This window comes from Pectobacterium sp. HCp5_1 (assembly GCF_032905925.1).
GTDB lineage: Bacteria > Pseudomonadota > Gammaproteobacteria > Enterobacterales > Enterobacteriaceae > Pectobacterium > Pectobacterium brasiliense_A.
Map to the genome: position 1 here is coordinate 102,800 of NZ_JAUMIO010000001.1, position 14,769 is coordinate 117,568.

14 protein-coding genes are annotated in these 14,769 nt (G+C 51.1%); 6 read left to right on the forward strand and 8 right to left on the reverse strand.

The genetic code is table 11. The features are described from left to right. Positions 1–5: 5 nt before the first annotated feature. A complete protein-coding gene (znuA, locus tag Q3A88_RS00540; protein ID WP_317177213.1) occupies positions 6–1,007 on the reverse strand; it encodes a zinc ABC transporter substrate-binding protein ZnuA in 1,002 nt (333 codons plus the stop codon). A gap of 75 nt (positions 1,008–1,082) precedes the next feature. Between znuA and znuC the strand changes: the two genes are divergently transcribed. Then, a complete protein-coding gene (znuC, locus tag Q3A88_RS00545) occupies positions 1,083–1,841 on the forward strand; it encodes a zinc ABC transporter ATP-binding protein ZnuC (RefSeq protein ID WP_039273309.1) in 759 nt (252 codons plus the stop codon). Continuing rightward, positions 1,838–2,623: a zinc ABC transporter permease subunit ZnuB gene (gene znuB, locus Q3A88_RS00550; protein WP_233958094.1), complete on the forward strand. Its 786-nt coding sequence runs from the start codon at positions 1,838–1,840 to the stop codon at positions 2,621–2,623. The genes znuC and znuB overlap by 4 nt, the downstream gene beginning before the upstream one ends. A gap of 70 nt (positions 2,624–2,693) precedes the next feature. On the opposite strand, the gene Q3A88_RS00555 is transcribed toward znuB, so the two are convergent. Continuing rightward, positions 2,694–3,653 carry a LacI family DNA-binding transcriptional regulator gene (locus Q3A88_RS00555; protein WP_317177278.1) on the reverse strand — a complete coding sequence of 320 codons (960 nt, stop codon included), beginning with the start codon at positions 3,651–3,653 and terminating at the stop codon, positions 2,694–2,696. A gap of 464 nt (positions 3,654–4,117) precedes the next feature. Here Q3A88_RS00555 and Q3A88_RS00560 point away from each other — a divergent pair, with 464 nt between their 5' ends. The 3 genes from Q3A88_RS00560 to Q3A88_RS00570 all read left to right on the forward strand — a co-directional run bounded on the left by Q3A88_RS00560 (position 4,118) and on the right by Q3A88_RS00570 (position 7,462). Continuing rightward, positions 4,118–5,446 (forward strand): PTS sugar transporter subunit IIC, encoded by a 1,329-nt coding sequence (locus Q3A88_RS00560; RefSeq protein WP_110163064.1) that lies wholly within the window; start codon positions 4,118–4,120, stop codon positions 5,444–5,446. A gap of 165 nt (positions 5,447–5,611) precedes the next feature. Continuing rightward, positions 5,612–5,917 carry a PTS lactose/cellobiose transporter subunit IIA gene (locus Q3A88_RS00565; RefSeq protein ID WP_005967750.1) on the forward strand — a complete coding sequence of 102 codons (306 nt, stop codon included), beginning with the start codon at positions 5,612–5,614 and terminating at the stop codon, positions 5,915–5,917. A 165-nt stretch (positions 5,918–6,082) separates the two neighbouring features. Continuing rightward, on the forward strand, positions 6,083–7,462 hold the full coding sequence (locus Q3A88_RS00570; RefSeq protein WP_039273298.1) for a carbohydrate porin: 1,380 nt from the start codon (positions 6,083–6,085) through the stop codon (positions 7,460–7,462). Between the two features lie 76 nt (positions 7,463–7,538). Here the strand turns inward: Q3A88_RS00570 and ruvB are convergent, their stop codons facing one another. From ruvB to aspS, 6 genes are all read right to left on the reverse strand, one after another. Continuing rightward, a complete protein-coding gene (ruvB, locus tag Q3A88_RS00575) occupies positions 7,539–8,549 on the reverse strand; it encodes a Holliday junction branch migration DNA helicase RuvB (RefSeq protein WP_039315500.1) in 1,011 nt (336 codons plus the stop codon). Positions 8,550–8,556: 7 nt separating this feature from the next. After that, the gene (gene ruvA / locus Q3A88_RS00580; RefSeq protein WP_110162993.1) at positions 8,557–9,174 is read right to left on the reverse strand and encodes a Holliday junction branch migration protein RuvA; all 618 of its coding nucleotides are present in this window, start codon (positions 9,172–9,174) and stop codon (positions 8,557–8,559) included. A gap of 91 nt (positions 9,175–9,265) precedes the next feature. Beyond that, the gene (gene ruvC / locus Q3A88_RS00585; protein WP_014915152.1) at positions 9,266–9,787 is read right to left on the reverse strand and encodes a crossover junction endodeoxyribonuclease RuvC; all 522 of its coding nucleotides are present in this window, start codon (positions 9,785–9,787) and stop codon (positions 9,266–9,268) included. A 222-nt stretch (positions 9,788–10,009) separates the two neighbouring features. Beyond that, positions 10,010–10,753: a YebC/PmpR family DNA-binding transcriptional regulator gene (locus tag Q3A88_RS00590; RefSeq protein ID WP_010275900.1), complete on the reverse strand. Its 744-nt coding sequence runs from the start codon at positions 10,751–10,753 to the stop codon at positions 10,010–10,012. Between the two features lie 23 nt (positions 10,754–10,776). Beyond that, positions 10,777–11,220 (reverse strand): dihydroneopterin triphosphate diphosphatase, encoded by a 444-nt coding sequence (gene nudB, locus Q3A88_RS00595; RefSeq protein WP_039273284.1) that lies wholly within the window; start codon positions 11,218–11,220, stop codon positions 10,777–10,779. A gap of 1 nt (position 11,221) precedes the next feature. Beyond that, positions 11,222–13,018, reverse strand: a complete 1,797-nt coding sequence (gene aspS / locus Q3A88_RS00600) for an aspartate--tRNA ligase (protein WP_010275907.1) — start codon at positions 13,016–13,018, stop codon at positions 11,222–11,224. 477 nt (positions 13,019–13,495) lie between these two features. On the opposite strand from aspS, the gene Q3A88_RS00605 reads away from it, so the two are divergent. Beyond that, positions 13,496–14,713 (forward strand): EAL and HDOD domain-containing protein, encoded by a 1,218-nt coding sequence (locus tag Q3A88_RS00605; RefSeq protein ID WP_233991055.1) that lies wholly within the window; start codon positions 13,496–13,498, stop codon positions 14,711–14,713. The last annotated feature ends 56 nt before the right edge of the window (positions 14,714–14,769 follow it).

The window sequence follows — 14,769 nt, forward strand, 5'->3', positions numbered from 1 at the left end:
TATCCTCATGATTTTTCCTCCAGACAGCTCACATACTGGTTCGATAGCTGCAACAAGAAATCGACATAGCTATCTCTACCCAGTGCAATATTGTTTCCCAATGGATCGAGCACACCCGAGCGCACGTCAGTTCCCTTGGCAACAGCATTAATAACGGCTGGCCTGAATTGTGGTTCAGCAAAAACGCATACGGCTTTATGCTCAACCAACTGTGTTCGTATTTGATGTAAACGCTGTGCTCCGGGTTGGATTTCGGGGTTAACCGTGAAGTGACCCAAGGGGCTTAACCCGTAGTGTTTCTCAAAATAGCCATAGGCATCATGGAACACGAAATACCCTTTACCCTGCACAGGCGCTAGCATCTTAACAATTTTTTCATCTGCTTGCCCGATTTTATCCGTGAAATAAAGCAGATTCGCGTCTAGTTTGTCCTTATTCTGAGGCATAAGTTCCAATAATTTTGCATGAATGGCAATTGCCGCCTGTTTTGTCATCTCCGGCGACAGCCAAATGTGCATATTGTACTCACCATGATGGTGGCCATCGTCGCCGTCATCATGGGCAGCATGGCTATGATCGTGCCCTTTTCCATGGTCATCATGCGCCTGTTCATGGTCATCCTCATGATCGTGTCCAGCTTCTTTTTCCAGCCCAGATTTAATCGCTGGCAGCGCGGAAAGCGTAATCTGCTTTTCAGGTGAAAATTTCGCTAACGGCTTTCCGAGAAAGGCTTCCATTTCCGGCCCAACCCAAATCACCAGTTCTGCGGACTGTAAACGCTGGACATCAGACGGGCGCAAGGCATAATCGTGGGGTGACGCACCATCAGGTAACAAAACCTCCGTTGGCGTCACGCCATCGGCAATAGCCGACGCAATGAATCCCAAAGGACGAATTGACGTAATGACCGCAGCGGATGCCGCGCTGATTGACATCCCGCTTGCGAGTAGCGCGCTGGCAACAAACACGCTTTTTAACCATTTTTTTTGCTGAATAGATTGCTGCATGAAAGTCGATCCCATCGATTTTATGGTGTTGCTTGTTATATTATAACGTTACATGAGTTATGCAAACCAAATTCTATGTCCACATTGGTATCACTTAATAATATTTCAGTTACATTTGGCAGCCGAAAGGTTCTGTCAGATATCTCTCTTACCTTGCAGGCAGGTCGAATTCTGACGCTGCTCGGGCCGAATGGTGCAGGGAAATCGACGCTGGTGCGCGTGGTATTAGGTCTACTGTCCCCCACCTCCGGCTCGCTGGTACGGGATCCCGCGCTGCGTATCGGCTACGTTCCGCAGAAGCTGCATCTGGATACTACCCTGCCCTTGACCGTCAGCCGTTTTATGCAACTGCGGCCCGGCGTGAAAAAGCAGGATATTTTACCGGCGCTTAAGCGGGTTCAGGCTGCACATCTGCTGGAACAGCCGATGCAGAAACTTTCCGGTGGCGAAACCCAACGTGTGCTATTGGCGCGCGCGCTGCTCAATCAGCCCCAACTACTGGTACTGGATGAGCCGACGCAGGGGGTCGACGTCAATGGGCAACTGGCGCTGTACGATCTCATTAACCAATTGCGGCAGGAATTTCACTGCGGCGTGCTGATGGTGTCACACGATCTACATTTGGTGATGGCGAAAACCGATGAAGTCCTGTGCCTTAATCAACATGTTTGCTGCTCCGGCACGCCTGAAGTCGTTTCCCTTCACCCCGAATTTTTAGCGATGTTCGGCCACCGCGGCGCGGAGCAATTGGCGGTTTACCGCCACCATCATAATCATCGTCACGATCTGCAAGGACGTATCATTTTGAAGAGACAAGGTGGAAACGACGCATGATAGAACTGCTGTTTCCCGGTTGGCTGGCGGGGGTTTTGCTGGCGATTGCGGCAGGCCCGCTCGGCTCATTCGTCGTCTGGCGACGGATGTCTTACTTCGGCGACACGCTGGCGCACGCGTCTTTACTCGGCGTCGCCTTCGGCCTGCTGCTGAACATCAACCTGTTTGCTGCCGTTATTGCCGTGACGCTCATTCTGGCGTTGGGGCTTGTCTGGCTGGAGCGACGCCCCTACCTGGCTATCGATACGTTACTCGGCATCATGGCACACAGCGCGCTGTCACTTGGATTGGTGGTCGTCAGCCTGATGAATAACGTGCGCGTGGACTTGATGGCTTATCTGTTTGGCGATTTGCTCTCCGTCACAACAGAGGATCTGTGGGTGATCGCCGCGGGTGTCATCGTTGTGGTGGCCATTATGTGCTGGCAATGGCGTGCACTACTTTCTATGACGATCAGTCCAGAGTTGGCGCACGTGGATGGCGTGAAGCTACAGCGCACCAAGCTGCTCTTGATGCTGACCACCGCGTTAACGATTGGTATCGCCATGAAATTTGTTGGTGCGCTGATCATTACGTCACTGCTGATTATTCCTGCGGCAAGCGCCAGACGCTTCGCACGGACGCCGGAACAAATGGCAAGCATCGCGATTATTGTGGGAATGATTGCCGTAACGGGCGGTTTGGCATTTTCAGCTGGCTACAATACGCCCGCTGGGCCGTCTGTGGTGCTGTGCGCATCGCTGCTGTTTATTGTCAGCCTGATTAAGCGACAACCCGCCTAGAGAATCAATGACAAAAAGCCCTTCCGAAGACGTGATTCAGAAGGGCTTTTGAAGACCGCACGAACAGCGTTTATTTCCGGTTAACCATATCTGGAATGATTAAATCACCCCGCAAGACATACGATCCCAGCACATCCTGTGTTTTCTCATTGAGCCAGGACACGATTCTGGCCGCTATCGCATCCATCGAATATTCAATGGCTGGTATCGCCGGAATGCCAGGGATATCGAGAGATCCCGCTAGGCTGAATACCATGATGTCTTTGGGCACGGATTTGTTAAACGCTTGAAGCTGTGTGATAACCCGTTTGGCTTCCAGCTCATCCGCCACCAGAAGCGCATTAAAATTCAGCGTCGTGCTGTTATTGAGCAACACTTGCAGCGCCACCGACGACGATGAAGATGCATCCATAAAGATCAGGTTGCGGTTGAACGGTAAGAAGTTATTTTCCAGCGCCCGTTTATACCCCAAAAGCACCTGATCCGCTGAACTGCTGGCGGCGGGATTGATCAGCGCAATTTGCCGTCTTCCTTGTCGAATCAGGTAATTACACGCGGTTTCTGTGGCGAAAGCGTGATCGAATTGCAGGCTATTCGTGGTATCCGTTTCCATGCAATCGATCAGAATAATGTTCTTATCGGCCAGATTCAGCGGAAAACGCGCGCCGATGATTAAAATGTCATCACACAGGCCGCTGGTCAGCTCATCAAGTACGTTCATCACTTCAGCCCTGCTGCTGGCAAAGCGCAACAAGAGATGCTTTTGATGTCGGCTAAAGTGTTTTTCCAGCGCATAAAGGTAGCCGGTCGTCTGGTTGATGTTGTCCTGAGCGCAAATGACGCCAATACATCCGGTTGATTGACTTAACAGCGATTGGGCGATGACATTCGGCCGATATTTAAGCTCATCAACCGCTTTTAACACCGCAAGGCGGCTTGCTTCCTTTACGCCGCGTGAACCACTCAACACACGGGAGACTGTGGCTTTAGACACCCCAGCTAAACGCGATACATCGTTGATTGTAGACATCATTATTTGCCCCTGGAAAACGCTAAATCTGACTCAAAACCCTGAATACCAACCGCGCATTGCGTTGCTTCGCAGTATAACCGTTTCTATCCAGCATGGAAACCGATTATCCGTTTAACATCCAATGCGAATTTCTGCCAATAAGATGTGATGTAAATCTAATTAATACCGCCAGAAACCATCACACCTTGACGGTCATCACACTTCTCTTTTCTTTGCATGGAAAACGGTTTCCATATGATATCCAATCATATTAGCAATAACTTTTTACATTGTGCGTGGCGGAAAATGCGGTCCGCAGCGGAAGAAAGATAACAGGTATAGGCTCACGTTTATAAAAGACTGCCACACGTGACATTTCCGTAAGAGTTTTAGATACAATGGGTTACGGCGTACAACGTGGCGATAACATACTTGGTGACGAGCTGTCGCTGCTACAGCGACACACGAAAAAAGGTGTTCACATGAGTTCCGTATATCAATCAATCATTGCCGCTATCGAACAATCGATTACCCCGCTGGCTGGGCGTTTAGGGCAACAAAAGTATGTGATCGCTATCCGCGATGGCTTTACCGCCGCGCTACCTTTTATGATCATCGGCTCATTTATGCTGGTGTTTATTTTCCCTCCCTTTTCCGCCGATACCACTGTCGGATTCGCTCGTACCTGGCTCGATTTTTCTATCACCTATCGCGCACAGTTGATGCTGCCTTTCGAGCTGAGTATGGGGCTCATGACCTTTTTCATCTCCGTGGGTGTGGGTGCCAGCCTGGGACGACAGCTTAATCTCGATTCCGTGATGTCCGGCCTGCTGGCGTTTATGGCTTTCCTGCTTGTCGCCGCGCCTTACGCCGATGACAAACTTTCCACCGAGTATCTGTCAGGACAAGGGATCTTCACCGCCTTACTGACGTCTATCTATGCCACACAAGTTTATGCGGCGCTGAAAAAGCACAACATTACTATTCGCTTACCGAAAGAAGTCCCGACGGGGGTCGCCCGCTCGTTTGAAATCCTCATTCCCGTGTTGGTGATTGTCGCAACGCTGCATCCGCTCAATCTCTTTATTGAAGCGCAAACAGGCATGATCATTCCCGAAGCGATTATGCACCTGCTGGCACCGCTGGTGTCCGCCTCAGACTCGCTGCCAGCCATTCTCCTGTCCGTGCTGCTGTGCCAGCTTTTCTGGTTTTCGGGGATCCACGGTTCGCTGATTGTCACGGGCATCATGAATCCATTCTGGATGACCAATCTGGCCGTGAATCAGGCCGCGCTGGCAGCCGGTGAAGTCTTACCACATATCTATTTACAGGGTTTTTGGGATCACTACTTGTTGATTGGCGGCGTCGGTTCGACGCTACCACTGGCATTTCTGCTGTTACGCAGCAAGGTCACTCACTTGCGCACCATCGGTAGAATGGGCGTCGTACCCAGCTTCTTTAACATCAACGAGCCGATCATGTTCGGCGCGCCCATCATCATGAATCCAATGCTGTTCCTCCCCTTTGTCTTCGTACCGATGGTTAACGCCGTGCTGGCTTACACCGCAACCAAGATGGGATGGTTGGCGCAGGTAGTGTCGTTGACGCCGTGGACCACACCGGCTCCCATTGGCGCATCCTGGGCTGCAAACTGGAGTTTCAGCCCGCTAATCATGTGCCTGCTGTGCATGGTATTTTCCGCGCTGATGTATTTGCCGTTCCTGCGAGCTTATGAACGCACATTAATGAAAAGCGAGGAGCAAAAAATACAGGGCGACCTGTCACTGACAAAAACAGTGAGCAGTAATTAATGGGATTAATAAAAACAGTAATAGCTATTAAATAGAAGAAAGAAAATAAAGCGTTCAGTGTCGGGTGTTTTTATTATTCACATTCACCGACCTAAACGACATTCAAGAACGCGGCATAGAAAATACATGCTGCGAATATTCGTTCACATAAAAATAGGTCATATGATGATTACATTAGAAGATGCAGTAATGGAAATTATCGTCAATGCTGGACAATCGCGCAGCCTGTGTTTTGAGGCGCTACACGCCGCGCGTAAAGGCAACATTGATGAAGCCAAAAATCTGTTGAAGGAAGCCGATGGTTATGCGCGCAAGGCCCACCATATGCAGACCCAGCTGATTGAGCAGGATGCAGGAGAAGCCAGACAGCCGATGACGTTAATTATGGTGCATGCTCAAGACCATTTAATGACATCATTACTCGCTCGCGAATTATCAGAAGAAATTATTCATCTTTACCAGAGACAATAGTTCATTTTAATACCCTTATAGGGAGGGTCGATTACGTCAGTTATTTAATTAAACTGTACCTTTAAAAAAATAACAATCACCTTGTTCTGAGCGCCGTGCCATTATTCACGTCAATCAGAGCGGGATGGTTATTGTCTGAAAATAACTTACCGAATTGAGATGACTATGACAAATTCCAAAAAACTGCCCGTTACGCTGGCGGTGCTGGCTGCCCTTTGCTCCGGTTCCGCATTCGCACAAGACGTTATTACTCAAGAGCAATTAGATCGTATCGTTGCTCAGGCCGTAGAAAAAGCGCTGGCTGAGCGTCAGGCCAAATTAGACGCGATTGCCAGTAAACAGGTCGACCCGCTGACCACGCCGGACGCTCCCAAGACACCCGACATGGCGATACCTTATGGCATCAACTTCACAGGCTATGCGCGTTATGGGGCGCAATTCCAGAGCGGTGACCAGAAATATGTTGCGGTTGACGGTTCCTATAACGGCGCCTCTGCGCTGGGTCGTCTGGGCAACGAAGGCAATGGCGGTGAATTCCAGCTTTCCAAAGCCTTCAAGAGTGACAACGGCGCAATCTGGGATGTCGTCGTGATGATCGACCATTGGGGCGACGAAGTTAACCTGAAAAAAGCCTATGCGGGCGTCACCAACCTTTTTGCTTCTCAGCCTAACGCCTATCTCTGGGCCGGACGCGATTTCCACCAGCGCCCACAGCAAGGTATTAACGACTACTTCTGGATGAACCATGACGGTCAGGGCGCGGGGATAAAGAACTTTGATCTCGGCGGTATTCAATTTGATGTCGCGGCCGTCGCGGCCGTGGAATCCTGTAACCCTGAAATAATCACGAATAATGCGAACCCTTCACGCATCAGCTGTACTGGCAGTTCTGGTACGGGTGATAAAGGCAATTACGCGCTGACGTCCAAAGTGCATGGCATCAAGCTGGGGCCGTTGGATCTCGCGCTGTACGCAAACTACGGTTTTGACTCGAAAGCGGTAGATAACGATGCGCGTCTGAAAGCCTGGCAAGGCGGCGCGGTCCTGAGCCACACGGGGAAAAATAGCCTCAATCAGTTTATCACCCGCTATTCGAACAATGCGGATAACAGCGTTTACAACAAAACGGACAACCTGAAAACCTTCTATGCCAGCTTTGAAGGCAAATACAAATTCACGCCGCAAACGCAGGTCGAATACCTGCTGGCCTACCACGACTACTCGAATGACTCAGCCAGTCAGGACGATCGTCGTAACTACAATGCCATCGTTCGCCCGATGTATTTCTGGAATGATGTGCATTCCACCTGGCTTGAAGCGGGCTATCAGCATGTAGATTACGGTCAGGGAGGTGATAACAAAGGATGGAAACTGACGCTTTCCCAGAATGTCTCGATCGCCATGGGGCCGGAATTCAGACCGATGCTGCGCTTCTACGTCACCGGCGGGGAAGTGGATAACAAACACACCGCGCGGACAACGACCGGCGTCAACACGCAGTTGGATTCGTTCAACGTTGGGGCAATGTGGGAAGCCTGGTTCTAATCACATAAATTCAGGGAGACCACGTGGTCTCCCTGAGTATGGAAAGTATTTCTTAAGTGATACGTTCTTTCACACGTTAACTTAAATCTTCACGCGTTAAGCCAAAATGACGATAGGCATGCTGTGTCGCCATTCGACCGCGCGGCGTACGCTGAATGAACCCTTGCTGAATCAGAAACGGTTCCAGCACGTCTTCAATGGTTTCGCGCTCTTCACCAATCGCTGCCGCTAAATTGTCCAGCCCAACGGGGCCGCCCATGAATTTATCGATGATCGCCAACAGCAGCTTACGGTCCATGTAGTCAAAACCTTCGGTATCCACCGCCAGCATATCCAGCGCCTGCGTCGCTACGTCACCGGTAATCGCCCCTTCCGATTTAACTTCGGAGAAATCGCGCACCCGTCTTAATAGTCGGTTGGCAATACGCGGCGTCCCCCGCGCGCGCCGCGCCACTTCAAGCGCGCCCTCGGATGTCAGATCCAGCCCTAAACACTGTGCGCTGCGGCTGACGATATACTGCAAGTCCTCAACTTTATAAAACTCCAGGCGCTGCACAATGCCGAAACGATCGCGCAACGGCGAGGTTAACGAGCCAGCACGCGTCGTTGCGCCAACCAGCGTGAAAGGCGGCAAATCGAGTTTGATCGAACGGGCGGCCGGCCCTTCGCCGATCATGATATCCAACTGATAGTCTTCCATCGCCGGATACAGCACTTCTTCCACAACGGGCGACAGGCGATGGATTTCATCGATGAACAGCACATCATGCGGTTCGAGATTGGTCAGCAGTGCGGCGAGATCGCCGGCTTTTTCCAGCACAGGGCCCGACGTCGTGCGCATATTCACGCCCATTTCATTAGCGACAATATTCGCCAGCGTCGTTTTACCCAGACCGGGAGGACCAAAAATGAGCAGATGATCCAGCGCATCCCCACGTTTGCGGGCCGCCTGAATGAAAATTTCCATCTGCTCACGTACCTGCGGCTGCCCCACATACTCGTTGAGCAATTTAGGGCGGATCGCACGGTCGATAAATTCTTCTTCGGGAACGGCGTCAGCGGAAATTAAACGATCGGCTTCTATCATGAATACCTCACAGCGCCGCGCGCAGTGCGTCCCTGATCAGGGTTTCACAGTCAGCATCGGGACGCGCAATCTTGGAAATCATGCGGCTGGCTTCCTGTGGTTTATAGCCCAGCGCAACCAGTGCCGCTGCAGCTTCTGTTTCTGGATCGCTCACACGGCTGTCTGCGGCAACGGGTGAGGCCAGCGGAATATCGCTGACAGGATTGAACAGATCGCCGCTCAAGCCTTTGAAGCGATCTTTCATTTCAACGACCAGCCTTTCCGCCGTTTTCTTACCGACACCCGGCAGTTTAATCAACGCGCCGATTTCTTCGCGCTCAACCGCGCTGACAAACTGCGTCGCGGACATCCCGGAGAGGATCGCCAGAGCCAGCTTCGGCCCGACGCCATTCACTTTGATCAGTTCACGGAACAGCGCCCTCTCCTGCTTATCATTAAAACCGAACAGCAGCTGTGCATCTTCGCGGACAACAAAATGGGTAAAGATGATCGCTTCCTGATTGAGTTCAGGGAGTTCGTAAAAGCACGTCATCGGCATATGGACTTCGTAACCCACGCCGTTAGCTTCTATCAGCACCTGCGGCGGCTGTTTTTCCAGAATAATGCCTCTGAGACGACCTATCACGTTGCGCTTCCTTTTACGTAGGGAAAGAATGGCTTGAAGTATGACGAGTATATAACATAAAAAAGGCTGGATGAATATCCAGCCTCCTGTTTCAGCGCAGTCTTCCTGCCAGCGGGTTCACTTTCACCGCCGCGGTTCGCAGCAGGCTCTGGCTAAAGTGGCAGTGAGTAATGGCAATCGCCAGCGCGTCGGCGGCATCCGCCTGCGGACTGGCAGACAGTTTCAGCAGCGAGCGAACCATATGCTGCACCTGCTTTTTATCCGCCGCACCCGTTCCGACCACGGTTTGTTTCACCAACCGCGCCGCGTATTCAAACACGGGCAGATCCTGATTCACGCCCGCGACGATAGCCACACCGCGCGCCTGCCCCAGCTTCAAGGCTGAATCCGGGTTTTTCGCCATGAAAACCTGCTCAATCGCCATACAGTCTGGACGAAATTGCGTAATGATTTCACTGACACCTGCGTAAATCAGCTTCAATCGCGTGGGCATGTCATCCACCACGGTACGAATACAGCCGCTACCGAGATACGTCAGATGACGACCCTGCTGGCGGATAATGCCATAACCCGTCACGCGCGAACCGGGGTCAATGCCGACTATTATTGTCATAGTGCTATGATTGCCATGGTGCTACGACTGTCATCGTGCCGCTCCGCCGATTCGCCCGTGTAGATAGCTGTACTCGTCATACTTCAAGTTGCATGTACGTTGGCTGCGTTTAGTCGCCCGAATCACTTACTTGAGTAAGCTCATCGGGACTCCCTCTCTTGCCGCCTGCCTGAAACTCGAATTATTTAGAGTATATTTTTACTTTGCATTACCGACCTGCCATTACAGCAGTTCAGCCACCTCATCGGAGATCTCACCGTTGTGGTAAACCTCCTGCACATCGTCGCAGTCTTCCAGCATGTCGATCAGACGCATCAGCTTCGGTGCCGTTTCTGCATCCATATCCGCCTTGGTAGACGGAATCATCGACACTTCAGCCGACTCCGCTTTCAGGCCAGCTGCGTCTAACGCGTCCTTCACATCACCGAACGTTTCCCACGGCGTGAAGACGTCAATCGCACCGTCGTCATACGTCACGACATCATCGGCACCGGCTTCCAGCGCCGCGTCCATCACCGCATCTTCATCCAGACCCGGCGCGTAAGAAATAACGCCCTTTTTGGTGAAGAGGTACGAAACGGAGCCATCGGTACCCAGATTGCCGCCGGTTTTCGTAAACGCGTGACGCACTTCGGAAACGGTACGGTTACGGTTGTCACTCAGGCATTCCACCATGACGGCCGTGCCGCCCGGGCCGTAGCCTTCATAAATGATGGTTTCCATGTTGGCATCATCGTCACCGCCGACGCCACGGGCAATCGCGCGGTTCAGCGTATCGCGCGTCATGTTGTTGGACAGAGCTTTATCGATCGCGGCGCGCAGACGTGGGTTAGAACCCGGATCGCCACCGCCCAGACGGGCTGCGGTAACCAGTTCGCGGATAATCTTGGTAAAGATTTTACCGCGTTTGGCGTCCTGTGCTGCTTTACGATGCTTTGTGTTAGCCCACTTACTATGACCTGCCATAAAAATCTCCGAAAAAAGCCTGTTCAGGCCGGATAAATAACAAATTCCTCAATCGCCTGCCGGTTGCTCCAGGACTTGGTCAACTGTGCCGCATGGGGCACATCCAGCCACTGGTAAGCAAGATGCTCGGATAATTGCACCTCGCGCTCAGCAGGTAACGCCAGACAAAACCAATGTTCGGTATTGTGCGTAACCCCCGGCGCATAGCGACGTCTCAAATGAGCAAATAGCTCAAACTCAATACAGCGCTGACAGTCAAAGAGTGATAACGCTTCCGCGGATATATCGATGTTAACTTCTTCTTTGACTTCACGCTGTGCGGCATACGACGCGCTTTCCCCTTCTTCTATGCTGCCTGTTACCGACTGCCAGAATTCAGGATCGTCACGCCGCTGCAACATCAGCACCCGCCCGGTGTCACGAGCATAGATCACCACCAGAACCGAAACGGGTCGCTTGTATACCATCTTATTCGTTCTCGGATTTTCCATCCTGAGCCGCTTTCCCTTTCACAACAACCGCAATGGCAAGCTCTTCCAGCGAAGCCGGGTTGGCGAAGCTCGGCGCTTCCGTCATCAGACACGCTGCTGCCGTCGTTTTCGGGAAGGCGATAACATCACGAATGTTATCGGTACCCGTCAGCAACATCACCAGACGGTCAAGGCCAAACGCCAGACCCGCGTGCGGCGGTGTACCGTACTTCAATGCGTCCAGCAGGAAGCCAAACTTCTCACGCTGCTCTTGTTCGGTAATGCCCAAAATGCTGAACACGGTTTGCTGCATCTCACCACTGTGAATACGCACGGAACCGCCGCCCACTTCATAGCCGTTAATGACCATGTCATACGCGTTGGCGATTGCCGAAACCGGGTTGGCAGCCAGTTCAGAAGGTAGCATGTCACGCGGTGCGGTAAACGGATGGTGCATCGCAGCAAGACCGCCTTCGCCATCTTCTTCAAACATTGGGAAATCGACAACCCACAGCGGTTCCCAGCTATTGTCTTTCGTCAGGCTCAGATCGCGACCCAGCTTGAGACGCAGTGCGCCCAGCGCATCGGTCACCACTTTCGCGCTGTCCGCACCAAAGAACAGGATGTCGCCATCTTGTGCCGCGGTACGATCCAACACGGCAGACAGAACGTCTTCACTCAGGAATTTTGCTACCGGGCTTTGAACGCCTTCCAGGCCCTTGGCACGCTCGTTGACCTTGATGTAAGCCAGACCTTTCGCGCCGTAGATTTCAATAAACTTGCCGTATTCATCAATCTGCTTACGGCTCAGCTGTGCACCACCCGGTACGCGGATAGCGGCAACGCGGCCTTTAGCATCGTTTGCCGGGCCGGAGAAGACTTTGAATTCAATATCTTTAACCAGATCGGCAACGTCGACCAGTTCCAGCGGGTTACGCAAATCTGGCTTGTCGGAACCGAAACGGCGCATGGCTTCTGCGAACGTCATGATCGGGAAATCGCCCAGATCGACGCCTTTCACGTCCTGCCACAGTTCACGCACCAGCTTCTCCATCACTTCACGCACCTGTGGCGCGGTCATGAAAGAGGTTTCCACATCGATTTGGGTAAATTCTGGCTGTCTGTCGGCACGCAGGTCTTCGTCACGGAAGCATTTGACGATCTGATAGTAGCGGTCAAAGCCGGACATCATCAGCAGCTGTTTGAACAGCTGTGGAGACTGCGGCAGCGCATAAAACTTGCCTTTATGTACGCGGCTTGGCACCAGATAGTCACGAGCACCTTCCGGCGTTGCTTTCGTCAACATCGGGGTTTCGATATCCAGGAACCCGTGGTCGTCCATAAAACGACGCACAAAACTGGTGATACGGGCACGCGTTTTCAGGCGCTGCGCCATTTCAGGACGGCGCAAATCCAGATAGCGGAATTTGAGACGCGCTTCTTCGGTATTGGTCTGGTTGGAGTCCAACGGCAGCGCTTCAGAACGGTTAACGATCGTCAGTGCGGTGGCAAAAATCTCGACTTCCCCCGTCGCCATATCTTTGTTGATTTGGCTTTCTGGACGGGCACGTACGACACCGGTAAGTTGGATGCAGAACTCGTTACGCAACTCGGATGCCAGTTTAAATGCGTCCTGACGATCCGGGTCAAAAAACACCTGAACCAGCCCTTCGCGGTCACGCATATCAATAAAAATCAAACCACCCAGATCGCGGCGGCGGTTAACCCAACCGCACAATGTCACTTCCTGGCCCACATGGGACGAATTCAACTGCCCGCAATAATTAGTACGCATCACGATGTCCTTTTACTCATCCGCCAGCTCACACGTTCTCACGGTAGATTACTTTTCACGGTAGATCTCACAGTGCAAAAACAGTGGCATTTTCGCTGCACGGCATGGTTTTTCTGGGTTACTGTCCGATGAAAAAAGGCGGCTATTATAAAGGATATTCGCCCGAACGATAAGCATGAAGGTAACGCTCTGCGACGCTGCCGCCTACTCTTTTTACGAAATTTCCTTTCCGGTTAACGGAATGTTCACTAATCCGCATAGAGTTGTTGCAAAACTGAACATCTAAGGAAGCCCCAATCATCGGCCCAAAGACGCAGAACTCGCCGACCCACATCGCGTGAGGATTTGCGGAAACCGACCTTCTCTTTTAGTAAAACCTGCTAAAATTACCAAGTAACTGCTGATTTTTATAAAAATTTTAATAAAAAGCGCTTTCCCATTTCTGGCAAATGCGTATGGTTTACATGGAGAACAACTATGTATTCATTTGTTGCCCGTCAACCCATTTTAAATCAACACCTCCAAACCGTTGCTTACGAGCTACTTTTTCGCATGGACATCACCAATAGATTTCCTGACGTGAGTCCTGAATTTGCAACCGCACAGCTTATATCCGATCAGTTCTTAACCAATCCGTTGACAAGGTCCGTGGTTGAACAGCCTTACTACATTAATTTTCCCCATCAGATGCTGATCAATGGCCAGGCGGAAGTATTACCACAGGAAAAGGTTGTTATTGAGATCCTTGAAAATTCGATCCCCAACAATGATCTCTTTGCTGCCGTAAAAAAGCTAAAAAGAAAGGGCTTCAAAATTGCTCTCGATGATTTTTCGATGAATTCAGAATGGGATCGGTTTTTGCCTTACGTTGATATCATCAAATTCGATTTAACCCTGTCGACCTTTAGCAACATCGAAAATTTCATCAAAAGAGCCACGCAGCGCAAGTTAATCTATCTGGCCGAGAAGGTAGAGACGCATGAGCAGTACCTGCAAAGCAAGAAGCTGGGCATCTCACTGTTTCAGGGCTATTTTTTCAGTCGTCCTGAAATGATCAAATCGAAAAAACTGGTCAGTAACTCCAGCAATACCGTCAGACTGCTGAGAGAGGTCAATAAACCTGAGCTCAACTATGCCACGATCGAAGAATTGGTCTGTGCCGATCTGTCGCTTTATTATAAATTGATGCGCCACATCACCAATATCAAATACAACACCCGCTTTGGCATCACGGCAACGTCGATGTCTTTCCGTTCCATGGCGATGCTGCTTGGACAACGCGAACTTAAACGTTTTGTCTCGGTAATTAGCATTACCAACAGTAATGAAAATAAACCCTGTGAGCTTTATCGTACCAGCTTAATTCGCGCCAGGTTTTTCGAATTACTGTATGCCTCTTTTAATGTAAAGGAGGATACCACCGAGGCGTTTCTGTGCGGGTTATTGTCCCTGATCGATGCCGTATTAGATTCACCCATGCCGTTGCTGCTCTCACAAATCGCCCTATCGGAAAAAATTAACCAGAGCTTATTGGATCATACTGGCGAACTCGCGGTTTATCTGACGTTAATCACTAAATACGAACAGCAAGAATGGGAAGAGCTTGAGCAACTGTTAACCCAGTTGGGTATCGATGAGGAAAATTTCTTTACGATGATCATGGAAGCAACACAGTGGGCGGACGAGATTTTATAAACGATTTCTCCCGGTTCACTCGCGCTGCCCTGACAATTACGCGATAATCGTCGCCA

Excerpts from the sequence above, each read along its gene's own strand:
- nudB (WP_039273284.1), bottom strand. The coding sequence starts at position 11,220 with ATGGTATACAAGCGACCCGTTTCGGTTCTGGTGGTGATCTATGCTCGT.
- znuB (WP_233958094.1), top strand. The coding sequence starts at position 1,838 with ATGATAGAACTGCTGTTTCCCGGTTGGCTGGCGGGGGTTTTGCTGGCG.
- Q3A88_RS00555 (WP_317177278.1), bottom strand. The coding sequence starts at position 3,653 with ATGTCTACAATCAACGATGTATCGCGTTTAGCTGGGGTGTCTAAAGCC.
- ruvC (WP_014915152.1), bottom strand. The coding sequence starts at position 9,787 with ATGACAATAATAGTCGGCATTGACCCCGGTTCGCGCGTGACGGGTTAT.
- Q3A88_RS00590 (WP_010275900.1), bottom strand. The coding sequence starts at position 10,753 with ATGGCAGGTCATAGTAAGTGGGCTAACACAAAGCATCGTAAAGCAGCA.
- Q3A88_RS00570 (WP_039273298.1), top strand. The coding sequence starts at position 6,083 with ATGACAAATTCCAAAAAACTGCCCGTTACGCTGGCGGTGCTGGCTGCC.
- Q3A88_RS00565 (WP_005967750.1), top strand. The coding sequence starts at position 5,612 with ATGATTACATTAGAAGATGCAGTAATGGAAATTATCGTCAATGCTGGA.
- Q3A88_RS00605 (WP_233991055.1), top strand. The coding sequence starts at position 13,496 with ATGTATTCATTTGTTGCCCGTCAACCCATTTTAAATCAACACCTCCAA.
- znuC (WP_039273309.1), top strand. The coding sequence starts at position 1,083 with ATGTCCACATTGGTATCACTTAATAATATTTCAGTTACATTTGGCAGC.
- ruvB (WP_039315500.1), bottom strand. The coding sequence starts at position 8,549 with ATGATAGAAGCCGATCGTTTAATTTCCGCTGACGCCGTTCCCGAAGAA.
- aspS (WP_010275907.1), bottom strand. The coding sequence starts at position 13,018 with ATGCGTACTAATTATTGCGGGCAGTTGAATTCGTCCCATGTGGGCCAG.
- Q3A88_RS00560 (WP_110163064.1), top strand. The coding sequence starts at position 4,118 with ATGAGTTCCGTATATCAATCAATCATTGCCGCTATCGAACAATCGATT.
- znuA (WP_317177213.1), bottom strand. The coding sequence starts at position 1,007 with ATGCAGCAATCTATTCAGCAAAAAAAATGGTTAAAAAGCGTGTTTGTT.